This is a genomic window from uncultured Alsobacter sp. (assembly GCF_945952055.1).
GTDB lineage: Bacteria > Pseudomonadota > Alphaproteobacteria > Rhizobiales > Beijerinckiaceae > Alsobacter.
In genome coordinates this window covers 26,198-47,293 of the sequence record NZ_CAMFHB010000043.1, presented here as the reverse complement: position 1 = coordinate 47,293, position 21,096 = coordinate 26,198, and the positions used below count along the sequence as shown (strand labels likewise).

Here is a 21,096-nt window from a genome sequence, read left to right as displayed (position 1 = left end):
ACGGCAGCAAAAGAGGGTCAGCCCGCCGTTTGACGAAGCGCAGCGAGCACGTCGTCTTTGGGTCCGTCGGCGGCGATCCGGCCGTTGTCGACGACAATCAGGCGGTCGACCAGCGCCAGCATGCTGAAACGATGCGTGGCGATCAGCAGGGTCTGTTCCTTTGGCATGCTCTCCTGCAGCCGCGCCAGGAACATGCGCTCGGTGGCCAGGTCCATGGCGCTGGAGGGCTCGTCGAGGAACAGGATCTTCGGCGCGATGAGGAAGGCGCGCGCGATGGCGACCGCCTGCCGCTGGCCCGTGGACAGGTTGCGGCCGCGCTCGCCGACCGGCATCTCGTAGCCCATCGGGTGCTGCGCCACGAAGTCGTCGACGCCCGCCAGCCGGCAGGCCCGCACCACGTCGGCGTCGGAGGCACTGGGCCTGGCGATCAGGATGTTCTCCTTGATCGTGCCCAGGAACAGGTCGGTGTCCTGCGAGACGATGGTGACGGCCTTGCGCACCTCGTGGGGGTGGTACTGGCGCACGTCGACGCCGTCGATCAGGAGCTCGCCGTCCGTCAGCGTGTAGAGGCCGGCAATGATGCGGCCCAGCGTGGTCTTGCCCGACCCGACGCGGCCGATGATGCCGATCTTCTCGCCCGGCCGGATGGCGAGGTTGATGCCGTCGAGGATCCGGCGCTCGACGCGGGGATAGTAGAAGACGCCGTTGCGGATCTGCACGGCGCCGTCGTCGACCGGGCGGTTGACGAAGCTGCGCTGCGAGACGCGCTCGTCCGGCATGGCCATCAGGCCATTCAGCGTGTTCATCGCCGAGAAGGCGTGGCGGGCCCGCGTGAGCGTCGTGGCCACCGAGGTGAGAGGCGACACGGCCCGCGAGGCGAGCATGACGGAGGCGATGATGGCGCCGGTGGTCATCTCGCCCGCGGCGAAGCGGTAGGCCCCCGCCACCACGATCCACACGGTGACCATCTGCTGGACGAGGATGGAGAAGTACAGTGTGGCGGAGCTGATCGTCTTGATCTTCTCCTGCGTCACCGAGCCGGTGCGGATCACGTTGTCCCAGCGGCGCAGCAGGGCGCCCTCGGCGCGGATGCCCTTGATCGTCTCCAGCGCGCCGACGGCCTCGACCAGCATGGCGTGGCGCAGCGAGCTCTCCGCCTGGGCCGCGGCCATCTTCTTGCCGATCAGGCGCTGGCCCACCAGCCCGGCGCCCACCACCAGCACCATCGCCGTGATCGGGATGAGCACAATCCAGCCCGACAGCTGGTGGATCACGATCAGGAAGATGAACAGGAAGCTGCAGTCGATGAAGACGGACAGCGTGTTGGAGGTGAAGAACTCGCGGATGTATTCGTACTGCGTCACGCGATTGACGAACTCGCCGGTCGAGACGGGCCGGTGCATCAGCGGCGTGTTGAGGATCTTCTCGAAGATCGACTCGGAGAGCTGGATGTCGAGCTTCTTGCCGATGGTGTCGAGGAGCGAGGCGCGGGCGAGTTTCAGGACGTAGTCGAAGACCAGGACCACGCCGAAGCCGACGGCGAGCACCCACAGCGTCGTCACCGCCTTGTTGGGGAGGACGCGGTCGTAGATGTTCATCGTGTAGAGCGGCGCGGCCAGGCCGATCAGGTTGATCAGCAGGGCCGCCAGGGCCACGACCGCGAAACTGCCGCGGTGGGACTTAACCGGGCCCCAGAACCAGTGGCCGCGCTGGATGCCGTCGCCGGCATTGCCATCGTGGTCCACGGCCTCGTAGTGCGGCAGGATGGTGAAGCCCGACCCGCCATAGACCGTCTGGACGTCCTTGAAGTCGACCGTGGCGATGCCGCCCGTCTCCGGCACGAAGATCCGCGTCGAACCGTCCGGACGGTGGGCGAGCAGCACGAAATAGCCGCCGCCGCGCGTGGCGATGATGGCCGGCAGGTCGACCGTTCCATAGGCGGAGAGCGGCCGGGTGGTCACCGCCGTCGACAGGCCGATCCGGGCCGCGGCGCGCCGGAAGAGGTCGGGCGTCAGGCGGCCTTCGTCGAGCGGAAGCCCCGCGGTGAGCATGGTCTCGGAGGCCGGGCGCTCGTAGTGCCGGGCCACGAACTGCAGGCAGCCCAGCAGCGGGTCGATACCGGGATCGCCGCCCGTATGCCCCGCTCCGGGGCCGCTCGGAGCCGCTGCAGGGGTCTGCGGAACGGCGTTCACCGGCGGCTCGTCAGCGCGTGGGCGAGTAGCGCGAGTAGGTCTCGGCGTCCGGGGTCGGCGGCACGCCGGCCTTGGCCCGCGCATAGGCATCGCCCTGCTGCGGGGCCTTCAGGCCCAGCGTCTTGACCAGTGCCCCGGTGGAGGCCGCCAGGCGGTACTCGGCCAGCACCACCGCATAGCGCGCGGTCTCGGTCAGGAGAGCGGCGTTGACGCGGGTGTTCTGGGCGTCGAGCACGTCGAGGAGCGAGCGGCGGCCCACCTTGAACTGATCCTGGTAGGCGGAGACGACGCGTTCGGCCTCGCCGGACTGGCGGCTCAGCAGGCCCGACAGCTCGGCCTGGCGCGACTTGCGCTCCCAGGAGGTGCGGACCACTTCCTCGACCTCGCGCAGGGTCTGGTGCAGCCTCAGGCGCAGCTCGCTGGCCCGCCGGATCTGCTCCTGCTCGTTGGCGTTCTTGATGCCGCCGTCATACAGGTTCCAGCGCAGCACGGCGCGGCCGGTCATGTCGTTGGTGTGGCCGCGATTGCCGTCCACGTCGTTGCCCGTCCGGGCCCGGCCCTCGAGGAACAGCTCGGGATAGTACTTCGACCGGGCGGCCTTCACGAGGGCTTCACCGGCATCGACGTCGGCACCCGCGCCCGCGATCTGCGGATTGTTGGTCCTGGCCCGTCCGATGGCGTCGGCCAGCGACTTCGGCAGCGTGCCACCGAGGACGGGCAGGGCGCCCGCGACCCCGATCGGCTGGCCGACGAGGGTGTAGAAACGGATCTTGGCGGTGGCAAGGTCTTCCTCGGCCTGCTTCTGCTTGGCGATGGCGGCCGTCAGGCGCTCGGAGGCCTGGTATTTGTCGGCATCGGTCAGCGTGCCGGACCGGACGCCCGCGTCGATGTCGCCCAGGATGCGCCGGTGGAAGGCGGCGTTCTCGTTCACCACCGAGAGGATGCGCTGCTGCAGCAGCACCTCGATGTATTCACGCGCGATCGACAGCGCGATGAACTCGGCGCGCTCGATGACGCGGAACGACGCGCCGTCGACGCGGGAGGCTTGGCGCTCGACCTCGGCCTCTCGGCCGAAGCCGTCGAACAGGCGCTGGGTGGCCACGAGTTCGGCCTCGACGGGCTTGAGCGCCTTGTCGTCGGTGCCCAGGCGCCGGCGGTCCGGGCTGCCGTAGCGGCGTGCGCCGGCCGAGCTCTCGAGGTCCAGCCGCGGCAGGTAGAGACCGCGCGCCTGGCGCAGCTCGAACTCGATCGCCTCGCGATTCATGATCGCCTGGCCGATCTGCGGATTGGAATCGAGCGCAATGGACACGGCTTCGCGCAGGCTCATCGCCTGGGCGACGCCACCGGCGGACGCGAACGCGACCGTGGTGAGCAAAGCGCATCGCAACGCGGCCACAAGCCCTGTCCGACGCGTCTTCAATCCCTTCGACATCGTATTCGCCCTAACCATCATCTGCTTCATCGCATCGTGTCGCGCGCCGGCGCTCGCAGCAGTGGCCCGAACGGCCACCGCCCGCCTGGCGCTCTCAGCGCAGTGCGTTCGTGTAGGCCAGCATGCGGCCGTAGAAGCAATCGCACTTGCTCACCATCTCCTCGTTGACCTCTCCGCCGCCGAAGAAGCCCACGGCCATGCCGCAGGCGACCTTGGTCTCGGACGCCCAGAGGAATCGGGGAGACGTGCTGTAAACCGACTGGCTGGCCCGCGCCACCTCGACCGAGCGGTCGAGACGCAGGCTCACCTGCTGCTGCATGTCGCCGACGGGGAGCGACAGAAGCGGCGAGCGGACGAGCAGAAGGCATGCCGCGCGCTCGGAAGCGAAGTCGGCCGCCTGGGCCGCTCCTGCGACGAAGACCGCCACGACTGCCGTTAACACGACCTTGACCATTCCCACCTCGATCATCGACTATCAGCGGTCTGCACTGCATCAACATTCGCTCGGCTGCGTCAACCATGAACGTCCCACCTCGGGACGCTTCCGGGGCGTTGGTGCCGCTGCAGGGTCGGTTTTCGCCCGGGGTGTTGCAGGTCAGCCGCAATTCTTTCCATCAACACGGAAAGAACGTGATTTATCAATGGTTCAGCGCCCCCGACCCTTGACGGATGGCGTGTCCGGTCCGACGTGTGTCCTGTGGGTCAGAAAACATTCTTCACTCCCGAGGGGCGCGATCGGGGTCCCGAACCCCTCATCGTGACGGCCCAGCCGGACGCCGAAACGGCGGCGCGATTCGACGCCTGGCGGCGCGCGCACTATCCCGCTCATCTCAATCGGGTTCCGGCGCACATCACCCTGTTCCACAGCCTGCCCGCCGCCGACCTCGCGACCATCGAGGATGCCCTGGCCGAACGCTGCTGGGACCTCGACCCGCTCCACGCCAGGGCGACGGGCCTGGTCGGCACCGGCCGCGGCGTTGCGATCGAGATCGACTCGCCGGCCCTGGTTCGCCTGCGCGCCGAGTTCGCGCGACTGTGGTCGGGGTGGCTCACGCCGCAGGACCGGCGGCGGCTCGCCCCGCACGTCACCATCCAGAACAAGGTTCCGCCGTCGAAGGCGCGCCTGACGCTGCAGGCCCTCGAGCCCCTTTTCGAACCGTTCTCGTTCACGGTCGAGGCGATCCGGATCTGGCGCTACAAGGGCGGGCCCTGGGAGAGGGTGGCGACCTATCCGCTGGGAGCGGCTCCGACCGACTGACGCGGTCGTCGAGCCGGCGCGCGCTCAGGGGATCGCGACCGTCGCGAGCGCTCGCTGGATGCGGGGCTGGCCCCATGTCGTGACGCCGTCCGGGCGGCCGTTGCCGTCGATCAGCGTGCCCTGGCCGCGCGTGAGGGTGACGGTGCCGCGCCGTGCGCGGACCGTGACGCGGCCCTCGGCCACGAAGACGCCGAAGCCGCCGTCGAGCGGGCCGCCCCAGACGGTCGTTCCCCGCACCCCCAGCGTGGCCGACGCCGTCGTGATGCTGACGCGGGCGCCCTGGGCCGCCTCCACCTTGCCGCCGACGAACAGGAAGGCGCCGCGGGCGACCTTCAGGGCCAGCGTTCCGGCCCCGCGCTCGGGGTTGTAGACGAAGCGGTCGACGGTGAGCGTCGCCTTCTCGCCCAGCGTGAGCCTGGTCTCGTCGTCGAGCTGGACGGCGAGCCGGGAGTCCTCGCCGGTCCGCAAGCGGTCCCCGAACCAGATGGGATCCTGGCCGGCGAGGTCGCGCATCCGTCCCGCCGAGACCGCGTCAGCCGCGCCCTGGACCTTGTCGACGAGACCGATGGAACGCGGTTCTTCGGCCCGCGCCGGCGCGACCGGGGCCACGGCCAGGGCGCCCAGCGCGAGGGCAAGGCCGGCCGAGGCCGCTCGCAACCGCATGCAGATCATCGCCCGCCCCCGCAATTCTCGCGTCCGGTGCAGGGTGCCCGCGGTTTCGAGCGCGTGCAAGCCGCGCCGGACGGTGCGTGCCACCGACGCGCGCTATGGGCGCGCGCGGAGGACGTTGTTGACGCCGTCGGCCAGGGACCGCTGGCGCTTCGGGTCGTTCGGGTCCTGGGGCTCGGGCCGCTGCCCATTCGGGTAACGCGCGGTCACGACGCGCGTGCCGTCCGGCCTCAGCTCGTATTCGATGGTGAAGTTCGGGTCCTTGGGATCCGGCAGCATGATGGTGGTGCCGTCGCGCTTCACCGTGGTGATGGACACGGCCGGGTCGGGGGGCGGCGTCATCAGGAGCTTGCTGGCGACCAGCACCGCCACGAAGCTCCCGCCGAAGAGCAAGGCGGCCGAGCGTTTCGACAGGCCCGTCGGCGGGGGCGGCGGGGGCAGCACGACGGGGCGAGCGGCCTGACGCGCGGCCTCCCGGGCGGCGAACTCCGCCGTGAGGCGGTCGGCCTCCCGGCGCCACAGGCCGAGGAGTTCCGGCCCGGCTACCCGGATCTCGACGCTGCCCAGCGTCCAGAACTCGGCATCGCGCGAGATCACGGTCTTGTCGTGGGAAATGGTCTGGGTGGCCGATTGGGCCAGTCCCCGGATCATGGCCGCGCTGGCCTGGAGGGCTTCGAGCACGGGGCGAAGAGCGTGGAAACGGTCGCGGGCCAGGTGTTCCTCGGCAAAACTTTCGAGGCCGACCCAGCCGCCTCCCTCCCAGCCCGGCAGCATGCCCGGCTTGAGCTTCACGATCAGGTGAAAGGAATCTGCGTGCAACAAATCGTCGGGCACGGTTTTTTATGAACTCCGCTTAATCAACGAAGTAAACGTAACCTCCAGGTGTGAAACTTCGCTTAAGTCGCAGGACCGCGCTCCCACGCTCGTGAACCACCGTCGCCCCGAGACGGGCTAGCATCGCGCCGTCGGGACAATCCGGTCGACGAACCGCTCCCCGACCCGTGACATCGTTGGAGGATACGCCCATGAAGGTTCGCAGCGGCCTCGTCGCCGCAGTATTCGTCGCGCCCATCGCCATCCTGGCTCCCTCGACGGTCTTCGCCCAGGCCGCCGACATGACCTTCTTCGTGACCAGCACAGGATCGGGCAAGGGCGCCGATCTCGGCGGCCTGACCGGTGCCGACCAGATCTGCCAGACCCTCGCCGCGTCGGTCGGTGCGGGCGGCAAGACGTGGCGGGCCTATCTGAGCACCCAGGGCGCTGGCGCGGTGAACGCCCGCGACCGCATCGGGACCGGCCCCTGGCAGAACGCCAAGGGTGTCGTCGTCGCCAAGAGCGTGGACGACCTTCACAGCGACGCCGTCAACCTGACCAAGCAGACCGCCCTCACGGAGAAGGGCGCCGTGGTCAACGGGCGCGGCGACAACCCGAACACCCACGACGTCCTGACCGGCTCCACGGTGGACGGGAAGGCCTATGCCGGGGCCGACGACATGACGTGCAAGAACTGGACGAGCAGCACCGAGGGATCCGCGATGCTCGGGCACTCGGACCGCACGGGTCTCGACGAGAGCGCCGCCGCGAAGTCCTGGAACACGTCCCACGCGTCGCGGGGCGGGTGCAGCCCGGACGCGCTGAAGAGCACGGGCGGCGCCGGCCTCTTCTACTGCTTCGCCGTGCGCTGACGGGCGCTGCCGACCGGCTTGCGCAGGTGCCAGGCCGGTCGGCGATCGTCTCCTCCTGGTGGTGTGCCATTTGGGGACATTTGCCTCGCTTGCTGGCGGGCGCTGGCTGGGTCAATCTTGGTCCCAATCTCAAGTTGCAAAAACGCACCCCGGCCGAATGAAAACGGCGGGTCGACTTTTGACGACGGCGTAGGCTCCGCCACGGCGGGCCGTGTGGGGCGAGACTCGATGACCGACGGCAAGACTGCACGCGACCCGACCCGACAGCGTGCCGCCCCCGCACGCTTCCCGCGGGTCGCCGGTCCGGCCCTGAGCGGCTCTGGCGTCGTCCTCGGTCCCCGTGTCGTCCCCGCCGGGAGCGGTGCCCAGCCGGCCCGGCCGGTGCGCGTATGAGCGCGATGCAGAAAGAGAACCTGCAGACCGATCCGGCGATCGCCGACCGGATGCGTGCCATGCATCTCCTCGACCGCCTGCGTGACGCGCAGGTCCCGCCGCGACCGCGGATGGTCGAGCCGGCCGGCGAGCCGAAGCCCGACATGCGCGCAGAGGCGGCGTCGGTCAGCCCTTTCCCGGGGCGGGCCGCCGGCGCGTCCGCTCCTGCCGACCCGGCGCGGGACACGGCACCGCTGCTGGAGCGGTTCGAGAAGACCATGGCGCGAGGGGGCGAGCGCTTCGACCGCTTCCTCGATCGCCTGTTGCCCGATGCCCGCCCGCCCGTGGCGCCCGCACCGCAACGACGGCCGTTGTCCCTCGTGCGACCCGTGCCGATCGCCGGCATGGCCATCCTGGTCGCGGGCCTCTGCGCCGTGACCTGGGCTGCCCTGGCACCGCCCCCGGCGGCGGCCGTCGCGGCGGGGGTGATCGGCCCCGAGGCCGGTCGCCGGACGATCCAGCCTGCGCAGGGCGGCATCGTCCGCGAGGTCCTCGTGCACGATGGCGACCGGGTCGCGGCCGGCCAGGCCCTCTACAGGATCGATGTGGCCCCGTCGCAGTCGACCTATGCGGCCAGGCGGGAGCAGTGGCTGCGGCTGCTGGCGACCCGGGCCAGGCTCGAGGCGCTGGCGACCGATGCCGACCGGATGTCCCTGCCGGCGGAACTCACCCAGGCCACGGGCACGGACCTCGCTCCCGACCTCGTCTCGTTCATCAAGGCGCAGGCCGATCTGCTCGACCTGCGTCGCCGCGGTCTCGACGAGCGCGAGGAGGGGCTGCGCCAGCAATTGCGCCATCTCGACGAGCAGGTCCGAGGCAGGCGCCTGGAGGCGGAGGGCCTCGGCGAGCAGCTCGCCCTGCTGCAGGAGGACCTGAAGGACAAGCAGACGCTCGCGGGCCAGAGGTCGGCGAAGAAGCCCGAGACGCTCGCGATCCAGCGCGGCATCGCCGACGTGCGGGCCCGGATCGGCGCCAACATCGCCGAGATCGCCGCCCTGGAAGAGCGCTCGGGCGAAATCAGGCAGCAGCTCGGCGCCACGCGGATGCAGGTGCGCACCGACAGTGCCGACCAGCTCGCCGGGATCAACAAGGACATCGCCCAGGCGGTCGAGGCGATGGTGGCGAGCCGGGAGGTGCTGGCGCCGACGACCATCGTGGCGCCGGCGGCCGGGACCATCGTGAACCAGCGCCCCAAGGTGGTGGGGGCCGTCGTCCAGCCGGGCGAGCCGGTCGCCGACCTCGTGCCGCGCGAGGACCCGCTGGTCATGGACGCGAGGCTTCCGGCGGCCGAGATCGACACGGTGAAGCCGGGCCTGCCGGCGCTCGTGCACGTCATGCCCTCGAAGGCCGGCGACACGCCGATGCTGGACGGCACGGTCATCCATGTGGGCGCCGACAGCACGGCGGACCGGCAGACGGGGCAGCGCTACTACGACATCAAGGTCCAGGTCGATCGCAGCGCCCTGGACAAGCTCGCCCGGCCCATCGCGCTCTTGCCGGGGATGCCTGTCGAGGTCCACGTCGGAACGCGGAACCGGTCCGCGCTCGCCTCGTTCGTGGAGCCGATCACGTGGCCGTTCCGCCACGCCTTCCGCGACAACTGACGGCCGGCGGCCTGGCCGTCAGGCGACCGCCTGGGCGGCGGGCGGGGCGGTCCCGCGCCGCACCAGCGCCGTCGCAGTGTCGGGCCGGCCGGTGAGGTAGCCCTGCACCTGGTTGCAGCCCAGCAGCCGCACCGCGTCGAACTGCTCCGCCGTCTCGACGCCCTCGGCCACCACGCTGAGGTCGAGCGAGGCGGACATGGCCACCACGGCCTGGACGATGGCGACCGACTGCCGGTCGTGCGGCAGCTCCGTCACGAAGGTCCTGTCGAGCTTCACCTTCGTGAAGGGGAAGCGTCGCAGGTAGCCGAGCGAGGAGTAGCCCGTGCCGAAATCGTCGAGCGCCAGGCCGACGCCGAGCGCCCGGATGGCCGAGAGTTCGTCGCGCAGGCTGCCGATGTCGTGGGCGAAGAGGGACTCGGTGAGCTCCAGGTCGAGGCGCGAGGGCGCCAGGCCCGTCTCCGCCAGGACGGCCGCCACCAGCTGCGCGAGGTCGCCGCCGGCGATCTGCGGCACGCTGACGTTGACGGCGACGCGCAGGTGCTCCGGCCAGGACGTCGCGTCGCGGCAGGCCTGCCGCAGTACCCAGGCGCCCACGTCGACGATCAGGCCCGTGCTCTCCAGCACCGGCACGAACAGGGCAGGCGAGACCAGTCCGCGCTCGGGGTGATGCCAGCGCAGGAGGGCCTCGGCGCCCATCAGCGCGCGGCCGTCGCTGGCGACCTGCGGCTGGTAGTGCAGCATGAACTGGCCCTGCCGCAGTGCCTCGGCGAGCTCCTTCTCGAGCGTGGCTCGCTCGCGTTCGCGCGCGTCGAGCTCCGCATCGTAATGCCTGGCGCGCTCGGCGCCCGAGGCCTTCGCCTCGGTGAGGGCGAGGGTGGCCTGGCGGGTCGCCTCGTCGGCGCTCACGGTGTCGACGAAGCTGGCGGTGCCGATGCTGGCCGTGAGCGCGAAACGCCGGCCGCTGGCGTCGATCGGGTGCTCGAAGGCCTCGAGCAGGCGGCGCGCGAGGTCCTTCTCGTCGACCCGGCCCAGCACGGCGAATTCGTCGCCGTCGAGCCGCGCGACGAGGCAGTCCTTCCCGGCCGTTCGGGTCAGGCGGTCGGCGAGGGCCCACAGCACGATGTCGCCGGCCGCGTGGCCCATCGTGTCGTTGACGACCTTGAAATTGTCGACGTCGACGAGCGCCAGCGTGGCGCCCAGCAGGGCGCCGGGGCGCGCCAGGGCCTCGATGAACTGGTTGCGGTTGGGCAGGCCCGTCAGCTGGTCGTAGCGCGCCAGGTGCTCGACGCGCTGCTGCGAGCGGACACGCTCGGTGACGTCGTTGAACGTCAGGCAGGTCGCCGACCAGCCAGGCTCCTCGTCGGTGCTGCCGGGCACCTCGAAGGTCGACAAGGCGTAGTCGAAGACCCTCTCGGCCGCCGCGCGGCCCATGGCGACCGCCGTCCCCGTCCGTTCCCGGGCCGCGGTCGCGGTTTCGTCGAGGGACGGCAGGAGGAGCGTGGCCAGTGCCGCCGGCAGGACGTCGGACACGTGCGCGCCGATGGCGGTGGCGGTCGGATCGCGGTCGGACAAGGCCAGGGCGGCCGGGTTCACGGCGCGGATGCGGCCGGCCGCGTCGGCCACGACGATGCCGCCGGCGCTGTCCCGGAACACGCGGTCGAGGATCGCCTGCGCCCTGCGCCGCTCCGACCGGGCGTGCCGCCACAGGACCCGCCGGCGCGTGATCTCGCGGGCCACGGCCAGCAGCGCCAGCGTCATGAGCGCCAGGTGCCAGCCGCCCGTGTCGAAGGCGATCGACTTGCGGTCATGGATGAGCGCCGCCGCGAGTTCCGTGCCGGCGGACGTGGCGACCAGGAACAGGAGGAACAGGGCGAGATGGACCCGCGGCACCAGGAGGACGCCGAGCAGCGTGATCGCCATCACGCCCGCGATGATCCAGCGGGGATCGACGTGCTGGATCGCGCGGCCCTGGAGCAGCGTGTCCACCGCCAGCGCCTGCACGAGCGCGCCCGGGATGGAGCCGTAGCGCGGCACGACGAAGTAGTCCTTGAGCGACACGGCGCTCGCGCCCACGATGATCTTGCGGCCCTCGATCCGGCGCTTCGGGACGCGGCCCTCGATGAGGTCGATGGCGGAGATGCGGTCGATCGTGGAGGGATCGATGGTGTAGTCGATCGCGACCCGCCCGTCGGGGGGCGAGGCCCGTCCGGCCAGCACGGCCGTCAGCGAGGGGATCATCTCCCGCCCGAATGCGCCGGCATAGGGGACCCATCGCACGACGCCATTCTCGAGCGTCACGTCCACCAGCGCCGCCCATGAGTGGCGGTCGAAGCGCGGCAGGGGCGCGATGAAGCTGATTTCGGGGCTGGCGGCCGAAAGCCGCTGGCGCTCGGCGGCGAGGATCACGCCGCCGCCGGCCCGCGCCAGGGCGTCCTCCAGGGCGGCGTCGTTCGCCTCGACGGAGGCCGAGCTGAAGTCGATGTCGAACGCGATGGCGGCGGCGCCGGCTTCGGTGAGCCGGTCGACGATCGTGGCGTGGATCGTGCGCGGCCACGGCCAGACACCGACGGCCCCGATGCTGCGCTCGTCGATGTCGACCATGATGATTTCGCCGGTCGCGGCGCGCGTCGAGAGGTCGAAGCGGGCGTCGTAGAGGGCGTAGTTGAAGGCGTTCCAGCCGCCCAGCCACGCCACCGCGCCGTTCACGGTGCTGGCCACGATGAGGGCGGTCAGCGACCAGAGCGCGACGGCGCGGACGATGGACCGCGCCGTCGGGCGGGCATGAGCCCGTGACGGCGCTCCGTTGTCCGGCGATGACGGGGGCGCGTCTCTCACGGCGCGGCGGTCCCGCTGGCCGTCAGCGGTTGTGGTCGCGCTCGCGCTTGACGACCTCCAGGCGGCGCCGCTCGCGGATCATCACGAACACCATCACCGTGAAGCCGGAGAAGCCGGCGAACAGCAGCCCATAGAAGAGCTCGTCATTGCGATCGTTCTGCCAGGCGGCTGGGTAGATGCCGAACTTGTCGCCGATGCGCCGGACCAGGCTCATCTCCTTCTCGGGCGTGGGCGCAGGCGTGGCGGCAGGACCGCCCACGCCGCCGATCGCGGCCTGCTCCGGGGCGGTGCCGCCCGGGGTGATGCTCCTGGACGTCGGCTCGGACGAGGACTGGTTGGCGTTGCCCGCGGCCGTGGCCTGCCTCTCGGCACCGCCGGACCGCACGGGGCCCTGGCGGACGAGCGGCAGCGCGCCTTCGCCGGCAACCGACAGCCCGGGACGTCCGGAGGCGCTCGCGGTGGCTTCCTGGTTCGCGCCGATGGGCACGATGCCGCCGGACCGGAAGTCGGCCACTTCGACGAGACCGCGCGACACGCGGACCGAGCTCGCGGTGGCGTCGGCCGACACGATGAACTGGGTGCCCTTCACAACGGCGGCCAGGTGGGGCGTCTCGACGATGAAGTGCTGAACGGGCCGGGGTTCGACGTCGTAGCTGACGCGCCCGCGGCTCTGGATGATGGTCGGCGTCGTGCCGGCGACCTCGGAGGAGGGAACCTGCAACGTGGAGTTTTCCGACATCACGAGCGTGTCGGAACCCCGCGCCATCATGACGCGTCCGTTGGCGCCGGTGGCGAGCCGGTCGCCGGGTGAGATGACGGCGCCGTCGAGCGAGGTCGAGGTCTGCCCCGCGGCCGTGGTCCAGGTCACCGCGCCGGACCACTTCGTGACCTTCCAGGCTCGCTCCTGGGCCTCGGCCCGAGCCACCATGGACGGGAGCACGAGCGCCGCGAAGAGCATGGCGAAGGCCAGCATCGGGAGGCGGCAGAAGTCAAGAGAATGACGCAGATAGGAAAGGATGCGGAATGGCATTTGTGCCGTCTCGTGAACGGATGACTGAGGCCAGAGTAAAGCAAATGCATTAAGGACAGCTTGACCGGTGCCGAAGTGGTCCATGGCCTAGCTTTAGGAGATCTAAAGGGAGTTCATGCCAGGTTGGAGGTATCCAGTCCTGAGTAGCGACCATCATGGCCACCACACGCGCGCGCCTTGCCGATGCTTCCCGCCAGCTGGCCACCGGTTTCCGGAGGTCGCGGCGCGGCAACGTCTCGACGATCTTCGCGCTGTCGGTGGTGCCCCTGATCGGGGCCCTGGGCGGAGCCATCGACTATGGCGCGCTCTACAAGGCCCGGGCTGTCGCCGCCGCCGCGGCCGACTCGGCCACGCTCGCGGCCGTGAGCTTCTCCGGCTATAACACTGACGCGTCCTCCGCGAAGGCGACGGGTCTGTCCGTCTTCAACGCGCAGTTGAGCTCCAGCGGAAAGATCAACGTCGAGGCAGCAACCCTGGACGTTGTCGACGAGGGTCTCTCCCGCAAGGCCACGCTGACCTATTCGGGTACGGTCAAGACGAGCTTCATCGGCGTGCTCGGCATCACCGGCATTCCCTTCTCGGGCAGTTCCGTCGCCTCGGTCGGCAAGGCGCCCTTCATGGACTTCTACGTCCTGCTCGACAATTCGCCGTCGATGGGCCTGGGCGCGACCACGGCCGACATCAACAAGATGATGGCCAACACGCCCGACCAGTGCGCCTTCGCCTGCCACGACACGAACAACAAGAACGACTACTATTCCATCGCCCAGAAGAACGGCGTGACGCTGCGCGTCGACGTCGTGCGCAGCGCGACCCAGAAGCTGATCGACAGCGCGCTCGAGCAGCAGGGCGCCAACAGCAACTACCGCATCGCGATCTACACCTACGGCGCCAGCGCCCAGGCCCTGAAGCTCACCAAGAACGCGCCGCTGCAGAGCAACCTGCCGAACGCCAAGACGCAGGCTGCCGACATCAAGCTGATGGCGGTGAACACCAGCAACATCGACTACATGTACTCGCCGCATGCCGCGATGCTGAGCCAGATGGCCGACGAGATCCCCAATCCGGGTGACGGCTCGACCCAGGCCAAGGCGCAGAAGATCCTGTTCTACGTCTCGGACGGCGTGACCGACGCGAAGCTTCCGGTGGGATGCAGCAAGCCGCTGACCGGCAGCCGCTGCCAGATGCCGCTGGATCCGGCGAAGTGCAGCGAGATGAAGAGCCGCGGCATCAAGGTCGCGGTGCTCTACACGACGTACCTGCCGTTGCCGACCAACGGCTGGTACAAGACCTGGATCTCTCCCTGGCAGACGCAGATCTCGACCAAGATGCAGGAGTGCGCGTCGCCCGGGCTCTTCTTCGAGGTTTCGCCCTCGCAGGGCATCGAGGAAGCCATGGTCGCCCTCTTCAAGAAGGCGACGGCGTCGGCCCACCTCACCAACTGAGCGGCGGGCGCGCCGCTCCCGTCAATCGATCACGTCGTCGGCCCGCGCGACCACTTCGGTGGGCATGGCGAGGCCGAGCTGCTTGGCCGAGCGCAGGTTCAGGACGAGCTCGAAGGTGGTGGGCCGCTCGACGGGGATGTCGGCCGGTTTCGCTCCGGCGAGGATCTTGGCCACGAAGGCGCTCAGGCGCCGGTAGGACGACGACAGCTTCGGACCATAGGTGCAAAGCGCTCCGCTCTGGGCGAACACGGCCCAGCCGGAGACGACCGGGACCTTTTGCGCCATGCCGAACGCGATGATCTGCTCGCGGTACTGCACGGCGAACCCGTCGGCGAACACCGACATCGCGTCCACGGGACGGTCGGCGATCGTCTTGAAGGCCGCCTGGAGTTCGGGAAGCGATCGCGTGGTGTAGTAGGCCATCTCGAGGCCGAGGCTGGACGCCTTGTCCCGAGCATAACTGAACTCGATTTCCGCGCCCGGATGCTCCGGATTGCCGATCACCGCGAGCCGCTTCATGGCGGGCTTGATGTCGCGCAGGATCTCCAGCCGCTTGCCGTTCATCTCGGCCGCCATGAAGGTGATGCCCGTCATCGCGCCCTTGGGCTTCGACAGGCTCTCAGCCAGGCCGGACACCACCGGGTCGCCGCTCGTGACGTAGACCAGCGGGACCGGCAGTTGCGCGGTCGCCAGAATGGCGACGGCAGCGCCCTGGGCGACGATCAGCTCGACGTCCTGGGCCACGAGATCGGCGGCCAGCGCCGGGACCTTGGACAGGTCGTCGTCGCCGAAGCGATATTCGATGGCGATGGTCTTGCCCTCGACGAAGCCGAGGTCGGCGAGGCCCGACCGCACTTCGGCGAGGTAGGGCTCGAGGCTCGCCCGGCGCTGACCCGTGATCCAGCCGATCTTGCGCATGCGGCCGGACGATGCCGTCTGGGCCTTCGCGATGGAAGGCGTCGCCATGGCGGCCATCGCCCCCAGGAAATGCCTGCGGTCCATGCAACCCCCGTCAAATTTGTTGAATGGGAAACGCAACCTTGAGTGGAATGCTAGCGTGGCCGGAGCCGAAGCCGTCAACACTATCGAGTGATTGCGGCTGGGTTTCAAAGGGAACGTCCCCGGGGTTCAGGCCATGGCCAGCGTGGTTCCCGTCTCCCCGCCGAGCAGGCGTCGCAGGTGGAAGCTCGCCAGCTTGTCGTCAGGAGAGGCCGCGACCACCGCCGCGAACGCGGCCAGGGCAGCGGGGTCGCGTTCGGCCAGCTTGCCGTAGGCGGCGCGGTAGGCCGCCACGTCGGCCTCGGCGCGCAGCGGTTCGTGGCAGAGCAGGGGGGTGCTCCGGCCGCGCAGGGTGAGCTCGCCGATCGGACGGGCGTTCACCCCGGGGGCGCGGGCCAGCACGGTCTCGCTCGCGCAGATCCGGGTGCCCAGGCTCTTGTTGGCGGCCTCCAGCCGGGCCGCGATGTTGATGGTGTCGCCATAGGCCGTGTAGTCGAAGAACCGGGTATGGCCGAAGTTGCCCACCAGCGCGGTGCCGGAGTTGAGGCCGATGCGGGTGTGGCCCAGCGACAGGCCCTCGGCTGCCCAGCGCTGCCGCACCTCCTCGCTGAACGCGTCCATCGCCAGCGCGCATGCGATCGCCCGCACCGCGTGGTCGTCCTGGTGCTGGGGTGCGCCGAACAGGACATAGAGGGCATCGCCCATCACCTTGGCGACGGTGCCGCCGTGGTCGAACACGATGGAGGTCACCCCGCCGAAGTAGTCGTTCAGCAGGCGGGCGAGCACGTCGGGATCCAGGTCCTCGACGAGGCGGGTGAAGCCGGCGATGTCGGTGAACATCACGGTGAGGTCGCGCCGTGCGCCCGCCAGCGCCGCCTCGCCGCTGGCGGCGAGTTCGGCCGCCACGTTGGGAGAGAAGTAGCGCGACAGCGCGGCCTGGGCACGCTCGGCGGACAGCAGGCGCTCGCGCGCCCGGCGCATCTCCTGCACGTGGTTGAGCGTGCGCGTGATGGTGGTCTCGAAATCGGTGAAGTCGATCGGCTTGACCAGGAAGTCGAAGGCGCCGCGGTTCATCGCCGAGCGGATGTTGCCCATGTCGCCGTAGGCCGAGACGATCACGGTGCACGGCTTGTCGTCGCGGTCCTGGAGGCGGCCCAGCAGCGTCAGGCCGTCCATCCGCGGCATGTTGATGTCGGTGACGACGAGGTCGACCGCACCGTCGCGCTCGAGGGTGTCGAGGGCGCTGACGCCGTCACCGGCGAAGACGAAGGACATAAGGCCCTCGCGGATGGCGCGCCGGAAGCGCTGCCGCACGAGCTCCTCGACGTCCGGCTCGTCGTCGACGACGAGGATGCGGGCCGTCGTCGTCACGCGTCACCGCTGTGCGGCAGCAGGGCATCGACCTCCCGGCGCAGATGCTCGAAGTCGATGGGCTTCGACACGAGCCCGACGGCGCCGGCCGCCGCGGCGCGGGAGCGCGTGTCCATGTCCGAATAGGCACTGATCATGAGCACCGGAAGGTCCGGCCTCGCCGACTTCACCGTGGCGAGAAGGTCGAGGCCGCTCATCCCCGGCATGTTGATGTCCGACAGCAGCAGGATGATGCGCACGTCCTGCGCGCCCTCGATGAAGGAGAGTGCGTCGGGGCCGGAGGCGGCGAACGCCATCTGGAACCGGCCCGCCTTCAGGTCGCGCCGGAACTGCTGCTTGAACAGAGGCTCGATGTCGGCCTCGTCGTCGACGACGAGGATCAGCGCGCTCATGCGGGGGGCCCTTTGTGTGGTGCTTCTCGCGGGATGGTGACGACGAATTCGGTGAACTGGCCGGGCTCCGAGAAGACCTCGATCTTCCCGCCGTGCTGCTTCACGACGATGTCGTGGGAAATCGACAGCCCGAGCCCCGTGCCCTGTCCGGCTGGCTTGGTGGTGAAGAACGGCTCGAAGATCCGGCCGCGAATGTCTTGGGGGATGCCGCCGCCGTTGTCGCGGACCTTGATGCGGACGCGCTTGTCGCGCGCCCTGGTGCTCACCGTGACCTGCGGGACGTGTCCCGGCATCTCGGCGGCGCGCTTCTCGGTGGCCTGGAAGGCGTTGCCGATGAGGTTCAGCAGGACGCGCGTCAGGTCCTGCGGCAACACCGTCGCCATGCCGGCCTGGGGATCGTAGCGGCGCTCGAGCGCCACGTTGAAGGAGGGGTGCTCCGCCCGTGCGCCGTGGAAGGCGAGGTTCAGGGCCTCCTCGACGAGGCCGTTGATCTCGACGGACCGGGCCTCGCCGCCGCCGCCCCGCGAGTGCAGCAGCATGTTGCGCACGATCGAGTCGGCGCGCTTTCCATGCTGCACGATGCGTTGCAGGTTGCCGCTGATCAGGTCGGCCACCTCGTCGAGCTCCGCCCTCTTCTCGGCCGGCAGGCTGGTCCCCGCCTCGTCGACGCGTTCACGCAGCTCCTGCACCAGCTCGGTCGAGAGCTCGGCGAAGTTGTTCACGAAGTTCAGCGGGTTCTTGATCTCGTGGGCGATGCCGGCCGTGAGCTGGCCGAGCGACGCGAGCTTCTCCGTCTGCACGAGCCGATCCTGGGCCGCGCTGAGATCCTCGAGCGATTGCTTGAGCGCCTGTGTGCGCGCCTCCACCTTGCCTTCGAGCGTCTCCTGCGCCTCCTGGATGCGCCCCGCCATGTCGTTGAAGCGGACGGCCAGGGTTCCGATCTCGTCCTTCGAGGTGACCGGGATGCGCTGGGTGAGGTCGCCTTCACCCAGCCGCAGCGCGCCGGCCTGCAACTGCTTGATCGGGACGACCAGCCTGCCGGCCAGCAGCGATCCGAAGACGATCGCCATCAGCACGCCCAGCGCCAGCAGCAGCGCGGTCTGGGACAGCGACACCAGCACCGGGTTGAGCACCTCGCGCAGCGGCATCTCGACGAACACGATCCAGCCGAGCCTCGGCACGCGCACATGGGTCGAAAGGACCTGTGAAGCGAGGCCTTGGCCACCCTCGAGGCCGGCGACCTGGATACCGACGCCGTCGTCGCGCCCGGCGAGCGCCGCCGCCACCTGCGGGCGGGCCGAGACGTCCGAGCCGCGCAGGACGAGGCTCATGTCGGGATGGGAGACGAGCTTGCCCGTCTCGTCGGTCACGAAGGCATAGCCGGTGTCGCCGACGCGGATGGAGCTCACCACGTCCCAGATGAGCTTGAGGTTCACCGAGGCGGAGGTGACGCCCGGATTGCGCCCGGCATGGGCCATGGAGAGCGTCATGTAGGGCTCGGAGCCGCGCCGGAACGTCACGGGGCCGTACCAGATCTTCTTGGCCACCGCCTCGGCGAAGCGCGGGTCGGTGGAGAAGTCCTGGCCGCTGTCGACGGCATCCGGCTCCAGCCTCGAATAGCGCAGGCGCTCCTTGCCGGTGCCGTCGATCTGGATCACGTCGGTGATGGGGGGCGACTGCCGGAGCAGGCGGATGAAGTCGTAGCGTCGCTGCTCGAGGGTGGCCCGGGCCCATTCGGCCCGCGTGGTCCAGCCCATCTGCGTCTCGATGCCGTCGAAGAACTGGATGACCCGCTCTGACGCCGCCTGGGCCTTCTCCCGCTGGACCTCGGAGGCCGAGGCGAGGGCCTCCCGGTAGGACAGCGCCATGTTGACGGCGCCGTTGAACAGCAGCGCGACGGTGACGAGGAGAACCATCGTCACGGTCAGCCGGCGCGACAGGCCTCCCGGAAAGGCGGCGCGCAGGACGCGGCCGAGCAGTGCCGGCAACCCCGCGGCGCCGGTCTTGGGTGCATGCCCAGCAGGGGAGGTGTCGAGCGTTTCCGCCATCGTGCCCATGAACCGTGCAGGCCCGATGCAAGGTCCTGCCGGCACCACCTTAGCGGGACCTTGAGCGAAGGTCAGCCTCGCTGCCGTGTCCGGGCACCGATCGACGGATCACGTCATCGGCACGGGATGGCGTGATATCAGGGCAGGCCGCCGAGCCTGCCGAGCCTGCCGACGATGCCGGCGTCGGCATCCGGCATCAATCCGACGGCCCACAGGTCGTGTCCGCCGCCGTCCCAGACGCGGGCCTCCGAAAAGCCCGCCTCGACGAGTACGCGCCCCAGTCTTTCCGTGGTGAAGCCGGTGCGGTGGGCCATGAAGGCGTTGCCGCCCTCGATTGCCTTGCGGAACCCGAACAGCATGTCGACCGGCGTCACCGGGCCGGCCGGGGACACGTAGAGCGGCTCCTCGAATCGGCCGGCGACGATGGCGCGCGCGGCGCTGACGATGTCCGGCACCGTGATCAGGGCGAAGCCGTCCGGCTTCAGCACCCGGACCATCTCGGCCAGGGCCGTCCTCACCTCATGCTCGAAGAGGTGTTCGAGATTGTGCGACGACCAGACGGCGTCGCACGAGCCGTCGCGCAGGAAGCCGAGGTCGACGCTGGAGGCGACGATGTGCGGCCTTACCCGCGGATCGATGTCGACGCGCAGCTCGTGCCACCCGGCCGCCCGGAAGGCCGGGTGCAGCTTGCGGGGATCGGGTCTGCCGCAGCCGATGTGGAGGACGGTCCGGGTCGTGTCGGCGGGTGGATCGACGGCGGGCGTCGACGGCAGGTCCGTCACGGGCGCAACGCGGGCGGGGTGGTGCATTTCACCTCTTCACGCGGTCGGTGGCCCGGAAGATCCGCACGCGGCCGCGCTCCGGCAGGGGTGGGATCGTTTCGGAAGGCGCCGCCGAGGGCTGGGCCTGTGCGGTCGCGGGGCGGACGTCGATTTTGAGGCCGACGAGGGGCTCGCCTCCGGTGGGGCCGGAGAGTTCGATGCGGCTGCCGGTGGCCGTGCGCGGCAGGCAGCCCGCGAAGGCGGCCGTGGCCACGAACTCCCAGGCACCGGCCTGCGAGCCCTTGAGCTCGAAGAAGACGCCCGTGATGGCCGCCGACTGCCCCCGCGTCCCCACGAGGTCGCCGGGCACGCGGGCCGTCTGGCGGCCACGCCCCTCGATCTCGCAGCCATAGTGGAGGCGGACGCCCTTGATGGAGTCGATCCAGGATGCCGCGAAGGCTTCCAGCCTGGCGCGGCCGGAGGCTGCCCCGAGCCATCCGGTCTCGTGCTGCAGCGTGTCGCCCAGGCGCTGGACGTGCCCGGCGAGCTGCAGGTACCGGGAGCCGGGGAATCCCGGCATGGCCTGTGTGGCGTCCGAATCCTGGGACGCGGGCTGCACGCCCGTGAGCTTTCCGATGGGGTCCAGCTTCAGCTCGACGTCGGTTGAGATGGACAGCGGGCCCGACAGCGTGGTCACCAGCAATTCGCCTTCTCGGGACGCGGAGATGACGGCCATGTCCTCGAAGCCGGTCAAGGCTCCGTCCACGACGCCCGGTGAGAACAGGAGCTCGAGCCCTTCGCCAGCCCCCGGCTTGCGCTGTACCAGGACGCGCGGCGGGTGCTTCATGTCCGCGGCGGACACGTAGCGCAGCACGTGCAGACCCGGCTTCACGCTGAGCGACACGGTCACGAAACGTTCCTTCATGGCGGATGAGACCTCGTC

At 69.8% G+C, this 21,096-nt stretch carries 17 protein-coding genes; 4 read left to right on the top strand and 13 right to left on the bottom strand.

What is annotated here, in order from left to right:
• Positions 1 to 17 precede the first annotated feature (17 nt).
• From Q0Q47_RS24380 to Q0Q47_RS24370, 3 genes are all read right to left on the bottom strand, one after another.
• Positions 18 to 2,192 (bottom strand): type I secretion system permease/ATPase, encoded by a 2,175-nt coding sequence (locus Q0Q47_RS24380; RefSeq protein WP_293866183.1) that lies wholly within the window; start codon positions 2,190 to 2,192, stop codon positions 18 to 20.
• Between the two features lie 10 nt (positions 2,193 to 2,202).
• Entirely contained in the window at positions 2,203 to 3,567 is a 1,365-nt protein-coding gene (locus Q0Q47_RS24375; RefSeq protein ID WP_293866180.1) for a TolC family protein, read from the bottom strand.
• Between the two features lie 151 nt (positions 3,568 to 3,718).
• The gene (locus Q0Q47_RS24370) at positions 3,719 to 4,078 is read right to left on the bottom strand and encodes a hypothetical protein (RefSeq protein WP_293866177.1); all 360 of its coding nucleotides are present in this window, start codon (positions 4,076 to 4,078) and stop codon (positions 3,719 to 3,721) included.
• A 303-nt stretch (positions 4,079 to 4,381) separates the two neighbouring features.
• Between Q0Q47_RS24370 and Q0Q47_RS24365 the strand changes: the two genes are divergently transcribed.
• Entirely contained in the window at positions 4,382 to 4,882 is a 501-nt protein-coding gene (locus Q0Q47_RS24365) for a 2'-5' RNA ligase family protein (protein WP_293866174.1), read from the top strand.
• Positions 4,883 to 4,906: 24 nt separating this feature from the next.
• On the opposite strand, the gene Q0Q47_RS24360 is transcribed toward Q0Q47_RS24365, so the two are convergent.
• Positions 4,907 to 5,545 carry a FecR family protein gene (locus Q0Q47_RS24360; protein ID WP_293866171.1) on the bottom strand — a complete coding sequence of 213 codons (639 nt, stop codon included), beginning with the start codon at positions 5,543 to 5,545 and terminating at the stop codon, positions 4,907 to 4,909.
• 102 nt (positions 5,546 to 5,647) lie between these two features.
• Complete coding sequence (locus Q0Q47_RS24355; RefSeq protein WP_293866168.1) at positions 5,648 to 6,370, bottom strand: hypothetical protein; 723 nt, start codon at positions 6,368 to 6,370, stop codon at positions 5,648 to 5,650.
• A 206-nt stretch (positions 6,371 to 6,576) separates the two neighbouring features.
• Here Q0Q47_RS24355 and Q0Q47_RS24350 point away from each other — a divergent pair, with 206 nt between their 5' ends.
• Both Q0Q47_RS24350 and Q0Q47_RS24345 read left to right on the top strand, forming a co-directional pair.
• A complete protein-coding gene (locus tag Q0Q47_RS24350) occupies positions 6,577 to 7,236 on the top strand; it encodes a hypothetical protein (protein ID WP_293866166.1) in 660 nt (219 codons plus the stop codon).
• Between the two features lie 389 nt (positions 7,237 to 7,625).
• Positions 7,626 to 9,272, top strand: coding sequence for an HlyD family type I secretion periplasmic adaptor subunit (locus tag Q0Q47_RS24345; RefSeq protein ID WP_293866163.1), 1,647 nt, complete (start codon positions 7,626 to 7,628; stop codon positions 9,270 to 9,272).
• An 18-nt stretch (positions 9,273 to 9,290) separates the two neighbouring features.
• Here Q0Q47_RS24345 and Q0Q47_RS24340 read toward each other — a convergent pair whose 3' ends face one another.
• Positions 9,291 to 12,107: an EAL domain-containing protein gene (locus Q0Q47_RS24340; protein WP_293866160.1), complete on the bottom strand. Its 2,817-nt coding sequence runs from the start codon at positions 12,105 to 12,107 to the stop codon at positions 9,291 to 9,293.
• A 22-nt stretch (positions 12,108 to 12,129) separates the two neighbouring features.
• Positions 12,130 to 13,137: a FecR family protein gene (locus Q0Q47_RS24335; RefSeq protein ID WP_293866157.1), complete on the bottom strand. Its 1,008-nt coding sequence runs from the start codon at positions 13,135 to 13,137 to the stop codon at positions 12,130 to 12,132.
• Between the two features lie 155 nt (positions 13,138 to 13,292).
• On the opposite strand from Q0Q47_RS24335, the gene Q0Q47_RS24330 reads away from it, so the two are divergent.
• Entirely contained in the window at positions 13,293 to 14,582 is a 1,290-nt protein-coding gene (locus tag Q0Q47_RS24330; protein WP_293866154.1) for a TadE/TadG family type IV pilus assembly protein, read from the top strand.
• A 21-nt stretch (positions 14,583 to 14,603) separates the two neighbouring features.
• Here the strand turns inward: Q0Q47_RS24330 and Q0Q47_RS24325 are convergent, their stop codons facing one another.
• The 6 genes from Q0Q47_RS24325 to Q0Q47_RS24300 all read right to left on the bottom strand — a co-directional run bounded on the left by Q0Q47_RS24325 (position 14,604) and on the right by Q0Q47_RS24300 (position 21,078).
• Complete coding sequence (locus Q0Q47_RS24325; protein WP_293866151.1) at positions 14,604 to 15,584, bottom strand: ABC transporter substrate-binding protein; 981 nt, start codon at positions 15,582 to 15,584, stop codon at positions 14,604 to 14,606.
• A gap of 126 nt (positions 15,585 to 15,710) precedes the next feature.
• The gene (locus tag Q0Q47_RS24320; RefSeq protein WP_293866148.1) at positions 15,711 to 16,952 is read right to left on the bottom strand and encodes an adenylate/guanylate cyclase domain-containing protein; all 1,242 of its coding nucleotides are present in this window, start codon (positions 16,950 to 16,952) and stop codon (positions 15,711 to 15,713) included.
• Positions 16,949 to 17,344 carry a response regulator gene (locus tag Q0Q47_RS24315; protein ID WP_293866145.1) on the bottom strand — a complete coding sequence of 132 codons (396 nt, stop codon included), beginning with the start codon at positions 17,342 to 17,344 and terminating at the stop codon, positions 16,949 to 16,951. The genes Q0Q47_RS24320 and Q0Q47_RS24315 overlap by 4 nt, the downstream gene beginning before the upstream one ends.
• Positions 17,341 to 19,260: an ATP-binding protein gene (locus tag Q0Q47_RS24310; protein WP_293866201.1), complete on the bottom strand. Its 1,920-nt coding sequence runs from the start codon at positions 19,258 to 19,260 to the stop codon at positions 17,341 to 17,343. The genes Q0Q47_RS24315 and Q0Q47_RS24310 overlap by 4 nt, the downstream gene beginning before the upstream one ends.
• A gap of 269 nt (positions 19,261 to 19,529) precedes the next feature.
• Positions 19,530 to 20,201 carry a class I SAM-dependent methyltransferase gene (locus Q0Q47_RS24305; RefSeq protein WP_293866142.1) on the bottom strand — a complete coding sequence of 224 codons (672 nt, stop codon included), beginning with the start codon at positions 20,199 to 20,201 and terminating at the stop codon, positions 19,530 to 19,532.
• Position 20,202: 1 nt separating this feature from the next.
• Positions 20,203 to 21,078 (bottom strand): hypothetical protein, encoded by an 876-nt coding sequence (locus Q0Q47_RS24300; protein ID WP_293866139.1) that lies wholly within the window; start codon positions 21,076 to 21,078, stop codon positions 20,203 to 20,205.
• Positions 21,079 to 21,096 lie beyond the last annotated feature (18 nt).